General features: G+C 68.3%; 15 protein-coding genes. 6 read left to right on the top strand and 9 right to left on the bottom strand.

From position 1 onward, the window contains the following. Positions 1 to 42: 42 nt before the first annotated feature. The 9 genes from ACFWPX_RS13010 to ACFWPX_RS12970 all read right to left on the bottom strand — a co-directional run bounded on the left by ACFWPX_RS13010 (position 43) and on the right by ACFWPX_RS12970 (position 7,175). Positions 43 to 354, bottom strand: coding sequence for a hypothetical protein (locus tag ACFWPX_RS13010; protein WP_378927590.1), 312 nt, complete (start codon positions 352 to 354; stop codon positions 43 to 45). Next, positions 344 to 1,003 (bottom strand): histidine phosphatase family protein, encoded by a 660-nt coding sequence (locus ACFWPX_RS13005; protein ID WP_378922556.1) that lies wholly within the window; start codon positions 1,001 to 1,003, stop codon positions 344 to 346. Before ACFWPX_RS13005 ends, ACFWPX_RS13010 begins: the two co-directional genes overlap by 11 nt. Next, positions 1,000 to 1,416 (bottom strand): ribosome silencing factor, encoded by a 417-nt coding sequence (rsfS, locus tag ACFWPX_RS13000; RefSeq protein ID WP_056821472.1) that lies wholly within the window; start codon positions 1,414 to 1,416, stop codon positions 1,000 to 1,002. The genes ACFWPX_RS13005 and rsfS overlap by 4 nt, the downstream gene beginning before the upstream one ends. Before the next feature lie 46 nt (positions 1,417 to 1,462). Further along, on the bottom strand, positions 1,463 to 2,104 hold the full coding sequence (gene nadD, locus ACFWPX_RS12995) for a nicotinate-nucleotide adenylyltransferase (RefSeq protein WP_378922555.1): 642 nt from the start codon (positions 2,102 to 2,104) through the stop codon (positions 1,463 to 1,465). Positions 2,105 to 2,148: 44 nt separating this feature from the next. Further along, positions 2,149 to 3,126, bottom strand: coding sequence for a hypothetical protein (locus ACFWPX_RS12990; RefSeq protein ID WP_378927589.1), 978 nt, complete (start codon positions 3,124 to 3,126; stop codon positions 2,149 to 2,151). A gap of 161 nt (positions 3,127 to 3,287) precedes the next feature. Next, the gene (locus tag ACFWPX_RS12985; RefSeq protein ID WP_378927588.1) at positions 3,288 to 3,629 is read right to left on the bottom strand and encodes an MmcQ/YjbR family DNA-binding protein; all 342 of its coding nucleotides are present in this window, start codon (positions 3,627 to 3,629) and stop codon (positions 3,288 to 3,290) included. Between the two features lie 11 nt (positions 3,630 to 3,640). Then, entirely contained in the window at positions 3,641 to 5,032 is a 1,392-nt protein-coding gene (locus ACFWPX_RS12980) for a VWA domain-containing protein (RefSeq protein ID WP_378922550.1), read from the bottom strand. A 2-nt stretch (positions 5,033 to 5,034) separates the two neighbouring features. Then, a complete protein-coding gene (locus ACFWPX_RS12975) occupies positions 5,035 to 5,913 on the bottom strand; it encodes an AAA family ATPase (protein WP_378922548.1) in 879 nt (292 codons plus the stop codon). Beyond that, complete coding sequence (locus ACFWPX_RS12970; protein ID WP_378922546.1) at positions 5,910 to 7,175, bottom strand: glutamate-5-semialdehyde dehydrogenase; 1,266 nt, start codon at positions 7,173 to 7,175, stop codon at positions 5,910 to 5,912. The genes ACFWPX_RS12975 and ACFWPX_RS12970 overlap by 4 nt, the downstream gene beginning before the upstream one ends. 172 nt (positions 7,176 to 7,347) lie before the next feature. Between ACFWPX_RS12970 and ACFWPX_RS12965 the strand changes: the two genes are divergently transcribed. From ACFWPX_RS12965 to ACFWPX_RS12940, 6 genes are all read left to right on the top strand, one after another. After that, on the top strand, positions 7,348 to 8,223 hold the full coding sequence (locus tag ACFWPX_RS12965) for a ribokinase (protein ID WP_378927587.1): 876 nt from the start codon (positions 7,348 to 7,350) through the stop codon (positions 8,221 to 8,223). An 82-nt stretch (positions 8,224 to 8,305) separates the two neighbouring features. After that, entirely contained in the window at positions 8,306 to 9,529 is a 1,224-nt protein-coding gene (locus tag ACFWPX_RS12960; protein WP_378922543.1) for an RtcB family protein, read from the top strand. Positions 9,530 to 9,594: 65 nt separating this feature from the next. Continuing rightward, the gene (locus ACFWPX_RS12955; protein WP_378927586.1) at positions 9,595 to 11,718 is read left to right on the top strand and encodes a RecQ family ATP-dependent DNA helicase; all 2,124 of its coding nucleotides are present in this window, start codon (positions 9,595 to 9,597) and stop codon (positions 11,716 to 11,718) included. A gap of 75 nt (positions 11,719 to 11,793) precedes the next feature. Further along, positions 11,794 to 12,183: a hypothetical protein gene (locus ACFWPX_RS12950; protein WP_378922539.1), complete on the top strand. Its 390-nt coding sequence runs from the start codon at positions 11,794 to 11,796 to the stop codon at positions 12,181 to 12,183. Between the two features lie 215 nt (positions 12,184 to 12,398). Beyond that, a complete protein-coding gene (locus ACFWPX_RS12945; RefSeq protein ID WP_378922538.1) occupies positions 12,399 to 12,860 on the top strand; it encodes an EXLDI protein in 462 nt (153 codons plus the stop codon). Between the two features lie 29 nt (positions 12,861 to 12,889). After that, on the top strand, positions 12,890 to 15,064 hold the full coding sequence (locus tag ACFWPX_RS12940; RefSeq protein ID WP_378927585.1) for an MMPL family transporter: 2,175 nt from the start codon (positions 12,890 to 12,892) through the stop codon (positions 15,062 to 15,064). Positions 15,065 to 15,067 lie beyond the last annotated feature (3 nt).

Raw genomic sequence — 15,067 nt, 5'->3', positions numbered from 1 at the left:
CATAAACACACCTCGTTCTGCGCCGCTCCTTTTTTTTTTGTCTTACATCCTTACCTCGGGCCCCCCGGGCCGCCCCTCCCCGGCTCCCCCCCCCGCGTCGACCGGCTCGGGTTCAGCGACGACCGGCGCGGGGAGCGGGCCGAACAGGGCATCGGGCAGCGATCGTGCGCTGCGCGCGGTGACCTGCTTGAAGAGTTCGTCCGGTACCGAACGGATCGGCTCCTCGCGCTCTGCGCGCGCGGGCCGAGCGGGTGGCGGGCCGAATAGCGCGTCCGGCAACTGCCGTCCGGCTTTGGCCGTCACCTGCTGGAACATCTCATCAGGTACTGATCGGTCGGGCTCTTCATTGGACATCGGGAGCTACCTTCGCCGCTGCGTTCCAAACATCGAGGCGCCAGCCGGGTCGGTCGATGTCAGGGCCGTGACTGGAAAGCTGCACCCAGCTGGTATTGGCCAGCCCGCCGAGGGCAGGCCAGTTCTCCGGTGGCAGTTCCAGCAACGCGGCCGTAAGAGCAGCGATCAGCCCGCCGTGCGCAACCAGGATGATAGTCCGACCGGGCCAATCCTGCCGCTCGTTGTACAGTTCGCGCACCACGGGCAGTGCCCGCGCACCGACCTCGAGCTTGCTCTCGCCGGCGGGCGGTGTGTATGTGGCATCGAGACGCCACTGCACCCGCGCGCCGGGGTAGTCGGCGTCGACTTCGAGGTGGGTCAGGCCTTCCCAGTCACCCAGGTTGGTCTCGCGCAGCCGCGGATCGGTGATGACAGGCAGATCGGTGATGTCACCGAGCGCCTGCGCGGTGTCCTTGGCGCGGCGCAGATCGGAGGCGTGGATCGCGATGGAGTTGCGTGAACCCAGTTCGCGCGCAGCCTCTTTGGCCTGCTGGCGACCGAGTTCGGTGAGATCGGTGTCGATCTGGCCCTGCATCCGGTCGGCCGCGTTCCATTCGGTCTGCCCGTGCCGCAACAGGATCAGGTTGCGCACATGGGCGTACTTACTCACTCGTTGATTCCCTCTACCTGCGCGTCGTCGTCCGCGGCCGGAGTCGGGAGGGCGGCGATGCCCTCGACGGGAACCGCCGGGCAGTCACGCCACAGGCGCTCGAGTGCGTAGAAGTTGCGCTCGTCGTTGTGCTGGACGTGCACGACGATATCGACGTAGTCGAGCAGCGCCCAGCGACCCTCACGGGTGCCTTCGCGACGGACCGGCTTGTGGCCTGCTTCGCGCAGCTTGTCCTCGATGTTGTCGACGATCGCGTTGACCTGGCGCTCGTTGGGCGCCGACGCGATCACGAAGCAGTCGGTGATCACCAACTGCTCGGAGACGTCGAGAACGACGACATCGGTGGCGAGCTTGTCGTCTGCCGCGAGTGCGGCGACCGTGGCCATCTCGATTGCTTCGGTAGAGGCACTCATACGGTCTCCTCCTGGGGGGTCAGACCCTCGCTCATGTGGCTCAACGTCAGCTACCTTCCGTTCCTGCGGGCACGTAGAGGTGCCGCTTCGATATGTACTGCACCACGCCGTCGGGGACGAGGTACCAGACCGGCCGACCAACCGCGGCGCGGCGGCGGCATTCGCTCGACGAGATGGCCAGCGCGGGGATCTCGACCATCGTCACGGCGTCGGCGGGAAGGTCCCGCAGATGCTCCTCGAGATGATCGGTGTTCAGTTCGTAACCCGGTCGGCTCACCCCGACGAACTTCGCCAGTTCGAACAGTTCGGTCCAATCCTGCCATGTCAGGATGTTGGCCAGCGCGTCCGCACCGGTGATGAAGTACAGCTCCGCGTCGGGGTGCGCGTTTTGCATCTCGCGCAGGGTGTCCACCGTGTAGGTGACCTTGTTGCGTTCGATGTCGGCCCGGCTGACGGAGAACCTCGGGTTGGACGCGGTGGCGATGACCGTCATCAGGTAGCGATCCTCGGCGGGGCTGACCTGCTTGTTGACCTTCTGCCACGGCTGGCCGGTCGGCACGAAGATCACTTCGTCGAGCTCGAACCGGTTCGCGACCTCGCTCGCCGCGACCAGGTGGCCGTGGTGGATCGGGTCGAAGGTGCCGCCCATGACCCCGAGCTTGCGACGCGGCCGAGCTGTTTCGTGCATGAGGTCTGAGCTTAATCCGGCCGACCGCGCCGGGGCGGACCGGACTACTCCGGGCCGTCACGGCGCTCGCGAGATCCCGACGCCTGCGCGCACATCTGGGCGAACTGGGCGCGGGTACGTTTCAGCTCTTCGACGAGGTGCGCGGCCGGGTCCGCCGCGACCCGGCGATTCAGTTCGGTCAGCAACACATCGATGGTCACCCACCACGGCCCGCGCACCCGCCCACGGGGTCCGCGCAGCTGCAGCCATGCGGCGGCGCGCAGGCAGCGGGCCCTCGGCACGATCTTGTCCTGTTCGCCCCACAGACCCGCGGCACGCAGGTAGCCGCCGAGCGCCTCGGACTCCTGCCCACAGCACTCACGGGCGACCGCGGCCGACCACACCAGGTCGGCATGGCGGCGGCGCTGCGCGGGCGAACCGGCGATCAGCCGCGCCGCCTCGGCGAACTGCCACGCGGCCTGGCGGTATCGGCCGAGGTGGTTCAGCGATTCCGCGAACTGGGCGCGTACCAGCGCGAGCTCGGCAGGTGGGTAGCCGACAACTCCGGTCAGCAGCGGACGGTCGAAGGCGCGCACCGCCTCGGCGTGCCTGCCCGCCCGATGCCAGGCCCGCCCGGCGACCAGCCACAGATGGACCGAATCGGCCTGCGAGATCGGCTGCCAACAGGCAGCGGCCGACGCGGCGGCACGTGCCACCTCTCGGTCGCGACCCGGCTGGGCGGCGACGGCGGTGACCAGCTGGGTGCGCATCGCGGCGAGTTCTCGACCACCCAGCTCACCGGCGCCGACGACGAGTGCCCTGCGCAGCTGTTCCTCCGCCGCGGCCGGGGCATCGGCAAGCCGCGCCGCAGCGATCCCGGCCAGACGCCGCGCCGCCCGTGCCCCCGAACCGGGTGCGAGATGCCGAGCTCCGACCTCTGGTAGGCCGTCCGCCACGGCCGTGGACGGCACCGATTCGGCCGAATCGGTGATGCCGGGTTCGCCTCGGGGGCAACCGATCTCGTTCGTGAGCGGGTCGGTCACCGGGCGGACCACGCCCAGTCGGCGTGGGAACGGCCCGAGCGCGCCCTCCCTACGTCCGATATCCGTCGATCGGATAGCTCGTCGTCGCGCGACGCCCCTGCCAGCATGGGCGTGATCTTGGTGGTCGTGCCATGTGAGTCGCTTAACGTCGGCTGAAGTGATCAGACAGTGGGGCGCTTCGACTTCGGGAGTTTGGCGACAACCGCGTCGTAGGAGGCGTCGATCAGTTCGCGCAGTTCGTCGTCGGGCACCGCGCCGCCGACCCGGATGCTGTTCCAGCCGTAGCGGCCGATGTAGGCCGACACGGTGACGTCGTCGGGGTAGATGTTGACCAGTTCGTCGGCTTCGAGGCGGTCACGCCCGCATTTGAGGCCGATCGACGTGCCTGCCCCGAGGAACGCGAACACTTTGTCGCCGACCTTGGCAACGGTGTCGCCCTCCCACGGCTCGTCTTCCCAGGCGCCCGGTTTGGTCAGGCAGTAGGCCAAGACGTCAACACTCATCGTCAGCTCCTTCAGACGGGCAACAATCTGGAGACCACCTCGGTCAGCTGCCGAGCTGATCGGCATTCGTGCATCTCGATCACCGAACCGTAGTCGCGAGCCGCTGAATCGCCTGTCCCCCACAGATTTTTGGGTTCGGGATTGAGCCAGTGCGCATGCCGGGCGGTGCCGACCAGTTCACGCAGGGTGTCCAGTTGCGGGTTGCGGTAGTTGGTGCGGCCGTCGCCGAGGACCAGCAGCGAGCTGCGGCTGGTGACGGCTTCGCCGAAGTTCTCGGCGAAGCTGGTCAGCGCGTAGCCGTAGTCGGAGTGCCCGTCGGCGTCGATGATGCGCGACTCGGTGAAGATCCGGGTCATCACATCGTCGAGGCCCGCATACGGCTCGAAGAACCCGGTGACCTCATCGGTGCGGTCGACGAACGCGAAGATCCGCACCCGCGAGAACTGCTCACGCAGCGCGCTCACCAGCAGCAGCGTGAAGTTACTGAACCCCGCCACCGAGCCGGAGATATCGCACAGCAGCACCAGTTCCGGCCGGCCGGGACGCGGTTTGCGGTTCACCAGGTCGATCGGCACCCCACCGGTCGACATCGACGCGCGCAGGGTTTTCCGCAGATCGATCTCGCCGCGCCGGGCCCGTTTGCGCCGCACCGCCAGCCGGGAGGCCAGGATCCGGGCCAATCGCTGGGTGCCGCGCCGCAGCTCGGTGAGCTCGCGTTCGGAGGCGCGTAGGAAGTCGGCGTCCTCGGCCTGGCGGGCGACACCGTAGGTCGCGACGCGTTCGCGCCCGATCTGTTCGGCCACGCGCCGGTTGGTCTCGGCTTCCACGCGCGCACGGAACCCCGCGATGCGTTCCCTGGCGACGCGGCGGGCGACCTCGGTGTCGCGCTCGCTCGCATCCGGCGGCAGGGCGAGGCCCGCGAGCACCTTGGCCAGCAAGGACTGGGGCGCAAGATCTTTGAGCGCCTGGTACGCGGAGAACGACGGTCCACGCGCCGACTGGTACTGCCCGAGTTGCTCGACCACCTGCCCGGCCAGCAATTGCTGCTGGGGGCCGCTGTCCTCGGCGGCGAGCAGTTCGGCGAGTTGCTCGCGCAGGGCGGCCAGGTCGATCTGTCCGTCGGGGGTGCGCGGCAGGTCCGGAGTCTCGGCGGTGCGATCACCCACGGCGACGGGGAACCACAGGTCGAACAGTCCGTCGAAGGTGGCGCGATGGGTGGGCCTGCGCAGCAGCGCACAGGCCAGCCCCTCGCGCACGGCCTCGCGATCGAGCAGGTCCAGCACGGTCAACACCCGGCCGGCATCGACGGTTTCCGACGGTCCGACCGGCACACCACGGGCCCGGAGCGCACCGACGAAACCGGCGACGTGGCCACCGATTCCGTGCGGTGCCGGCGAGGTCATGATCAGGCCAGTTTCAGCTCGGCCAGCGCGCGCTGGTGATCGCTTCGGTGCTTGAGCACCACGCCGAGCGTGGCGCGCACGGTCGCGTCGTCGAGGTCGGCGGCACCAAGGGCAAGCAGGGTGTTGCCCCAGTCGATCGTTTCGGCCACCGAGGGCAGCTTCTTGAGCTGCATCCCACGCAGCACGTGCACGACCCGCACCAGTTGCTCGGCCACGGTGCTCGGCAGCTCCGGTACGCGGCTGGCCAGGATGCGGCGCTCGAGGTCTTCGTCGGGGAAGTCCAGGTGCAGATACAGGCAGCGGCGCTTGAGCGCCTCCGACAGTTCCCGGGTGGCATTCGAGGTGAGCACCACGAACGGCTTGCGGGTGGCGGTGATGGTGCCCAGTTCGGGCACGGTCACCGCGAAATCGCTGAGCACCTCGAGCAGCAGGCCTTCGATCTCGACATCGGCCTTGTCGGTCTCATCGATCAGCAGCACCGTCGGCTCGGTGCGCCGGATGGCGGTGAGCAAGGGGCGCGAGAGCAGGAACTCCTCGGTGAAGACGTCGGCTTTGGTTTCGGCCCAATCGTTTTCGCTCGACGCCTGGATCCGCAGGATCTGCTTGGCGTGGTTCCACTCGTAGAGCGCGCGCGCCTCGTCGACGCCCTCGTAGCACTGCAGGCGAACCAGTTCGGCGTCGGCGACCTGGGCCACCGCTCGCGAGAGTTCGGTTTTGCCGACACCGGCCGGGCCCTCGATGAGCAGCGGTTTACCCAGCCGATCGGCAAGGAAAACCGATGTGGCCGTTGCCTTGTCGGCCAGGTAGCCGGTGGTGGCGAGCCGGTCGATGACATCGTCGACCGAGGTGAAGATCGGTTCCTGTACGAGAGTCACGATCACACCGGCCGAGTCTGGCCGTCGCCCCACACGATCCACTTCGTGGAGGTGAGTTCGGGCAGTGCCATCGGGCCGCGGGCATGCAGCTTCTGGGTGGAGATGCCGATCTCGGCGCCGAAGCCGAACTGCTCACCGTCGGTGAACGCGGTGGACGCGTTCACCATCACCGCGGCGGCGTCCACCCTGGCGGTGAACTCGCGGGCGGCGGCCAGGTCGGCGGTGACGATGGCCTCGGTGTGGCCGGTCCCCCAGGTATTGATGTGTTCGACGGCGGCATCGAGGTCGTCGACGACCTTCAGCGCGATATCCATGGTGAGGTACTCCTCACCCCAGTCGGCATCGGTGGCCGGGACCTGACCGGGCAGATCGCCGTGGATGGTGACGCCCGCGTCTTCGAGTGCCTTGCTCAGCCGGGGCAGCGCGGTCTCGGCGACGGCGGCGTCGATGAGGACGGTCTCGGCGGCATTGCAGACGCTGGGGCGGCGGGTCTTGGCATTGAGCACGATGGCTTCGGCCATGTCCAAGTCGGCGGCCGAGTGCACGTAGACGTGGCAGTTGCCGGTGCCGGTCTCGATGGTTGGCACCTGGGCGTCGCGGACGACGGCGTTGATCAGGCCCGCACCGCCGCGCGGGATCACCACGTCGACGAGGCCGCGGGCCTGGATCAGGTGGGTGACGCTGGAGCGGTCGTTGCTCGGCAGCAGCTGCACGGCGTCGGCCGGGATGCCCTGGGCGACAAGGGCTTCACGCAATACCTCGACCAGCGCGGCGTTGGAGTTCGCGGCCGAGGACGACCCACGCAGCAGCGCCGCGTTGCCCGACTTGAGGGCGAGACCGAAGGCGTCGACGGTGACATTGGGCCGTGCCTCGTAGACCATGCCGACCACGCCGAGCGGGACACGGGTCTGACGGATCTCGAGGCCGTTGGGCAGGGTGGAGCCGCGCACGACGCCGCCGACCGGGTCTGGCAGCGTGGCGACCTGACGCAGGCCGGAGGCGATGCCGTCGATACGGGCCTTGGTGAGCCGCAGCCTGTCGAGCAGGTTCTCCTCGGTACCGGCGGCTTGCGCGGTCGCGATGTCGGCGGCATTGGCCGCGAGCACGCGATCGGCGGCGGCGAGCAGGGCGTCGGCCGCCGCGTGCAGGGCGTCGTTCTTCTGCGCCGTGGTCAGCTGAGCCAGCACACGGGACGCGACGCGAGCCCTGCGGGCGGCGTCGTGCACCGCTGCGCGGATGTCCAGCTCGGGGGTCACTTCTACCGTCATGGGTATCAGCGTACGCAGTCCCACTCGCGCACTCGACGCCACCCGGCACCCGGAATACGGCTCCGACCGGCGGCGGGACCGAGTTATCCACAGGTTCGGCGACGCTGTCGACACAGTTGTCCACAAGGACGCGCGCAGGTCGTATGGCGCTGTCGCCGCTAGATTCAGCGGTATGGATCGCACCCACTCGCCGACTGTCGTTGTCCTGGGCAGCGTCAATATGGACCTGGTCACGACGGTCTCGCGCAGGCCGGCACCGGGTGAGACAGTGCTCGGGTCCGAGTTCGCGACGGTACCCGGCGGCAAGGGGGCGAATCAGGCGATCGCGGCGGCACGGTCCGGCGCGCGGGTTCGGTTTCTCGGCGCGATCGGCGATGACGCCTTCGGGGCGGAACTGACGGCGACGCTGTCGGACGCAGGCGTCGATACCACCTTGCTACGCAGGGTCGATGGTGCCAGCGGGGTCGCCTCGATCGTGGTCGACGGCACCGGGGAGAACAGCATCATCGTGGTAGCGGGAGCCAACGGGCGGGTATCCGATCTGACGGCCGACGAACTCGCGGCGATCGCGGCTGCCGACATCCTGTTGTGCCAGTTGGAGATTCCGATCGACACCGTGCTCGCCGCCGCCCTGCACGCGCGCGCGTCGGACACCGTCGTCGCCCTGAATCCCTCGCCGGTTCAGTCGCTGCCCACCGAACTGTGGACCGCCGTCGACCTCGCGATCGTGAATTCGCTGGAATCCGAACAGTATTCGGCCGAACTGGCCCGGGTCCCGCACGTGGTGCGCACGCTCGGCGGGGACGGGGCGGTGTATCGCGGCGCGGACGGGGCCGAGCTCTCCGTCGCGGGACTCGCCGTCGATGTGGTCGACACGACCGGCGCGGGTGACGCGTTCACCGGCGCGCTGGCCGCAACCTGGAAGCAGGGTGCGCCTACCGCACTGAACTGGGCGAATACCGCCGGCGCACTGGCGACCACCCGTCTCGGCGCGAGCTCGTCGATCCCCTGCAGCGCCCAGATCGCGGCCGCGATCACCACCGGCTGACCTGCCGGGCGCGGTGAAAATCAGGTGCGCCACATCCGCCCCGCCCCTTACCGTTGGTCTTTCATCAAGGAGAGGACCGACCATGTTTCCCGTCGAGCTGCGCGGTACGCGAGCGCAGACGCTCATGTGGGCCAACGAGCACGAGATCGAGCAGTCAGCGCTGCGCCAGCTCCGCAATATCGCGGATCTGGAGTGGGTGCACGGACTGCGCGTGATGCCCGATGTGCACCTCGGTAAAGGCGCGACGGTGGGTTCTGTCATCGCGATGCGTGATGCGGTCGCGCCCGCCGCGGTCGGCGTCGATATCGGGTGCGGGATGGAGAGCGTGAAGACCGATCTCACCGCCGCCGATCTCCCGGACGATCTGCGCTCGCTGCGCAGCCGGATCGAGCAGGCGGTGCCCGTCGGCTTCCAAGCGCACAAGGATGCCGTGAACGTGACGAAGCTCGGTGCCGAGCTCGCGGGTTCGCACGGGAAGGCCGCGTTGCGCGCCAACGGCTGGGAGCGGTTCTGGCGTTCGTTCGGGGAGCTTCATCCGGGGGTTTCCCAGCTGGAGTCCAAGGCGCACAAGCAGATCGGGTCCCTCGGCGGCGGCAATCACTTCATCGAAGTCTGCCTCGACCAGGACGACGCGGTCTGGATTCTGCTGCACTCCGGTTCGCGCAATATCGGCAAGGAACTGGCCGAGCGGCACATGGCGGTGGCGCGTGCGCTGCCGCACAACCAGTCGCTGCCGGATCGGGATCTGGCCGTCTTCGTCTCCGGAACAGCGGAAATGGATGCCTACCGGCGTGACCTCAGCTGGGCGCAGGAGTACGCCGCGCGCAATCGCGCGGTGATGCTGTCGCTGGTGTGCCGCGCGGTGCGTGACGAATTCGCCGGGCGGGAAGTGCGTTTCGACGAGCCCATCTCCTGCCACCACAACTATGTGGCCGAGGAGATCATCGACGGGGTGCCGATGCTGGTGACCCGTAAGGGTGCGGTGCGAGCCGGATCCGGTGAACTCGCGTTGATTCCGGGGTCGATGGGTACGCGGTCGTATGTGGTGCGGGGCAAGGGGAATCCCGCTTCGTTCCAGTCGGCCTCGCACGGTGCGGGGCGGCGGTTGAGCCGCTCGGCCGCCAAGCGGCAGTTCACGGTCGCGGATCTGGTCGCGCAGACCGAGGGCGTGGAATCGCGGAAGGACGCGGGCGTGGTCGATGAGATCCCGGCCGCGTACAAGGACATCGATCAGGTGATCGCGGCGCAGGCCGATCTGGTCGATGTGGTGGCGACGCTGCGTCAGGTGCTGTGCGTGAAGGGCTGATTCATCGTCGGCGCAGGTCTGTGCTGCCCATCGAACCTGTCGGAGGCGTCGGGCACGATGGGCGCATGACCTCACCCGCAGGCAACGATGTGCTCGACCTGACGGCTCCCGACCTGCGCGAACGAGCCGAGGAGCTGCTCCGCGAGCTCGCCGGGCCCGACGCGCGGTTGCGGGAGGATCAGTGGATCGCGATCGAAGCGCTGGTGGTGCAGCGCAGGCGGGCGCTGGTGGTGCAGCGGACCGGGTGGGGAAAGTCGGCGGTGTACTTCATCGCGGCCAAGTTGTTGCGGGGGGCGGGGCGTGGGCCGACGGTGATCGTGTCGCCGCTGCTGGCGTTGATGCGCAACCAGGTGGCGGCCGCCGAACGGGCCGGGGTGGTGGCGGCCACGATCAACTCGGGCAATGTCACCGAGTGGGACGAGATCCATCAGCGGGTGGCCGACGGCGAGGTCGATGTGCTGTTGGTGAGCCCGGAACGGCTGAACAATCCGGACTTTCGCGATCAGGTGCTGCCACGTTTGGCCGCCGACGCCGGACTCGTCGTCATCGACGAAGCGCACTGCGTGTCGGACTGGGGGCACGACTTCCGGCCCGACTACCGCCGCATTCGCACGCTGATCGCCGACCTGGGATCCGATGTGCCGGTGCTGGCGACCACCGCGACCGCCAACGACCGGGTGGTCACCGATGTGGCCGGACAGATCGGCACCGACACGCTGGTGTTGCGCGGCACGCTGGATCGCGAGTCGTTGCACCTGTCGGTGGTGCGGTTCGACGACGCGGTGCAGCGCACGGCCTGGCTGGGTGAACAGCTCAACCGGATGCCTGGCTCGGGCATCATCTACTGCCTCACCGTCGCCGCGGCCAACGACCTGGCCGACCTGCTGAATTCACACGGCCACACCGTCGCCGCCTACACCGGCCAGACCGACCCCGCCGAACGCGAGGTGCTCGAGGCAGCGCTGCTGAACAACGAGGTCAAGGCGTTGATCGCGACGTCGGCGCTCGGGATGGGCTTCGACAAGCCGGATCTCGGATTCGTTGTGCACGTCGGGGCACCGTCCTCGCCGATCGCGTACTACCAGCAGGTCGGTCGTGCCGGCCGCGGCACCGAGCGCGCCGAGGTGGTCCTGCTGCCCGGCCCCGAGGACGCGCGGATCTGGAGTTATTTCGCCTCCGTCGCCTTCCCGCGTGAGCACATCGTGCGCTCGGTGCTCGCCGCGCTGGATACCGACCGGGCGATGTCGACGGTGGCGCTGGAACCGCTCGTCGAGCTGAACCGATCGCGGCTCGAGATGGTGCTGAAGGTGCTCGATGTCGACGGTGCCGTGCGGCGGGTGCGCGGTGGGTGGCTCTCGACCGGCCAGGACTGGACCTACGACACCGAGCGCTACGAGGGCTTGGCCGCGGCCCGCGACGCCGAACAGCAAGCGATGATCGACTATCAGTCGACGGCTACGTGCCGGATGACCTTCCTGCGCCGCCAACTCGACGACCCCGGCCTTGCCGGGCTGGCAACAGCCGACCTCGATTGCGGACGCTGCGACAACTGCACCGGCACCCGCCCCGACACCACCGTCGACGACGCCGCGATCGCCGCCACCCGCGCCCGCCTCGACCGGCCCGGTCTCGATCTCGCCCCCCGCAAACAGTGGCCGAGCGGCATGGCGAAATTGGGAATCCCCTTGTCGGGCAAGATCTCCGGCGGCGCCGAAACCGGCCGGGTACTCGGCAGGCTCACCGATCTCGGCTGGGGCATGCGTTTGCGCACCCTGCTCGACGCCCCCGACGCACCGGTACCCGACGGGGTCTTCGACGCCTGCATCGCGGTGCTGCGCGACTGGACCTGGAGCACCCGTCCCACCTCGGTGCTCGCCCTCGAATCCCCCCGCTACCCCCAGCTCACCACCAGCCTCGCCGCACGCCTGGCCCAGATCGGCAGGCTCGACAACCTCGGCACCCTCCACAACCGACCCGACCGACCGCCGGTCTCGGCGGCGAACTCCGCCCACCGGGTAGCCGGGCTGTTCGACTCGTGGGAAGTCCCCGACCTCTCCGGGGTCGATGGCCCGATCCTGCTCGTGGACACTCTCACCGACACCGGCTGGACCATGACCGTCGCCGCCCACGCCCTGCGCACCAGCGGAGCCGACGCGGTCCTCCCCTTCGCCCTGGCGACCCCCACCTGACCCGCCCACACGCCAAAAACCCAACACGCCGCCCAGATTGTGTGCACCTACCATCACCAGTGCTTGAATGCGCCTATGACCAGGACCACATTTGCTCGAACCCTGATGGCCGTTGCCGCGGGCTGTGCGGCCGGATTCACCCTCTTGACCGTTCCCGCCCAGGCGTCGAACGAGAACCCCCTCGACTGCGCCGGTGTCCCCGGCGCTCAGGCCGCCGCCGACCGCGAGAGCGCCGTCCGCGGCATCGCCATCACGCCGTTGTGCTTCAGCGGCGGCCTCTACAGCGGCGTTCACGCCGGCATCCCGCTGGCCGTGCTCAACCCGCTGACCATGCCCGGCACCGCGAGCGTGTGTGTCGCGGAACGCGAGACCGTCGAGGCGGCAGCCAGATTCGAATGGACCGACCGGGTCCATGTGATGCCGATGTGCATCCAGAACCGGGCGTTCGGCGTCTACGAGCTGTAGTTCCGCGCCGAACGTAGCAGTCCGCACGGCGTCGATCCGTGCGGACTTTTTTTGCCTCTTGCTCTATACGTATACATCTACTTATAGTGAGTCGGACGGAACGCACACAGCGCCGACAACCGAATACAGACCCACGACGACGGCCCGAAACAAGGGGCACGCCGCTCGTACACCCATGCCCATATGCGCACTGCCTTATCGAATCGGAGCGATCGATGACCACCGAACCCCTCCCCACCCACGACACCGACCCGGCTGCCATCGACACCACCAAGCCGGACACCACCACCCCTGACGCCGACGGCTTCGCCCAGATCACCGTCAAGGTCGGCCCGGGCGGCGGCCGCACCCAGCGCTTCACCGGTCGCCAGGTCGGCGAATCACGGCAGGTAACCCGCAAGGCCATCGACACAGTCCGGGTCTACCTCACCCGCAAGGGCAACTACCTGGTGCACAAGCAGACCTCCGCGTGGTCGGACTACAACGAGCTCGGCGACTGGACCGAGGACTGGAAGAACTGGCGCGCGCTCCTCGGCAAGGGCGATCAGGGCTGGGGCAACTACACCACCGAGGTGGTCGATTCGCTCGACGCGCTGCGCCCGCTGGTCTCACCGAAGGTCCACCTGATGGTCGTCGACCGCGTCCAGCACCCGCGCAACCACGACCTCGACGTCTGACCGGCCAGGCCAGGAAAGGACCTACCACTGTGTTCGCCAGACTGGGACGCGTCGTCGTCCACCATCCGTGGAAAGTGATCGGCCTGTGGGTACTCGCGATCGTCGCCGTGTTGTCGACGGCACCGACACTCACCGCGACGACCGACCAATCCGAGTTCCTGCCTTCGCATTACGAGTCGATCCAGGCGATGAAGCTGCAGGAGCAGGCATTTCCGCAGCATGCCGCGCCCGCCGCCCTCATCGTGGTGGTCCGCGCGGACGGCGCGGCGCTGACCGACGAGGACTCGACCGCGGTCAGCGCGGCCGCCTCGGCACTGACCGCACGTGACATCAAGGGCGTCACCGGCATTCAGGTGACACCACCGTCGGACAACCGTCTGGTCCAGGTCATCGCGGTGCAGATGACCAAACTGACCGACGCCGCCGACAAGACCCAGGGCGAGGCGGTGAAGAGCCTGCGCGAACAGCTGAAGGAACAGGTGCGTGACACCGGATTGAAGGCAGGCATCACCGGCACGGCGGCACAGACCCTCGATCAGACCGAGGAGGGCGAGAAGGGCATGGCGATCATCGGCATCGCCACGATCGTGCTGATCCTGGTGCTGCTGCTGATCATCTTCCGCAGCCCGGTCATCGCCTTGCTGCCGGTGCTCACCATCGGTGCGATCTCGAGCACCGTCAGCGGCCTGATCGCGATGGCCGCCAAGGCATTCGACCTCGATATCGACACCTCGATCAGCGCGATCCTGCTGGTGGTGCTGTTCGGTGTCGGCACCGACTACATCCTGTTCCTGATGTTCCGCTACCGGGAACGGCTGCGGGCGGGCGACGACCCGAAGACCGCGATGGTCAACGCCGTCACCCGGGTCGGTGAGGCCATCACCTCGGCAGCGGCGGCCGTGATCACCGCGTTCATGGCGCTGACACTGTCGAGCCTCGGGATGTTCCGGGCGATGGGTCCGGCGCTGGCGATCGCGGTCGCGGTGGCGCTGCTGGCCGGTCTCACGCTGGTGCCCGCGATCGTCTCGCTGCTCGGCACCAAGGTGTTCTGGCCGTCGAAGGCCTGGCAGGTCGAGCCGCGGGGTGCCCGGTTCGGCGCGATCGGTGCGGCGATGGGCAGGCGGCCCGGCGTGTTCGCGGTCGCTTCCGGCGGTGTGCTGGTGGCCCTAGGGGTGTTCGCGATCGGCTTCAACCCGACCTTCGATCTGAGCTCGGGCTCCACCTCCGACGCCTCCGAGTCGGTGGTCTTCACCACCGAACTGCTCAAGGGCATGCCCGCGGGCGCCACCCAGCCCTCCGATGTGCTGCTGCACTCGCCCGGCGGTCCGCTGGGCGATGACCAGCTCACGACCTACCGGACGGCGTTGACCCAGGTGGCGGGCGTCGGCCAGGTCGGACCGGCGCAGCTGTCGCCGGACCGCACGATCGCTAACTTCCAGGTGACGCTCGCCAACGCACCGGAATCCGATGCCGCGCTCGACACGGTGGCCGGTCCGCTGCGTGAGGTCGCGCATCAGGCGGCGCCCGCGGGGGCCACCGCGGCGGTCGGCGGCATGACCGCGGTGTTCGTGGACTTCAAGGACGCGATGAACCACGACTACGCGATCGTGTTCCCGGTGGCCGCGATCCTGATCATGCTCGTGCTGGCGCTGCTGCTGCGCAGTCTCGTCGCACCCTGGTACCTGATGGCCTCGGTGTTCCTCGGCTTCGCCGCGACCCTCGGCGCGACGGTGCTGGTGTTCCAGCAGATCCAGGGTGAGAACGGCCTGATCTTCACGCTGCCGGTGATCATGTACTTGTTCGTCGTCGCACTGGGTACCGACTACAACATCCTGATGGTCGCCCGTTTGCGGGAAGAAGCCCGCGAGGGGCACACACCGCGGGAAGCGGCGGCGCTGGCCGTGCGGCACACGGGGCCGACGGTGGCCGCGGCCGGTCTCATCCTGGCGGGCACCTTCGCCTCGATGATGTTGGCGGGCAACAGCACCCTGTCGCAGATGGGCTTCGCCATCTCGGTGGGTATCGCGATCGCCGCGTTCGTGATGGCACTGTTCTTCACTCCCGCGGTGACCGCGCTCCTCGGGCGCCGCGCTTGGTGGCCCGGCCACGGTGGTGACAGTGACGAGGACAAGAAGTCGCGCTGGGCAGAGCACTCCTATGCCGAGAGCTACTACACGCCACCGACGGAGAACAGCCGCTGGTAGCGA

Source organism: Nocardia sp. NPDC058518 (assembly GCF_042719655.1).
GTDB lineage: Bacteria > Actinomycetota > Actinomycetes > Mycobacteriales > Mycobacteriaceae > Nocardia.
Note: the sequence above shows the minus strand (reverse complement) of the source record. Positions and strands in the feature narration are given on the sequence as shown.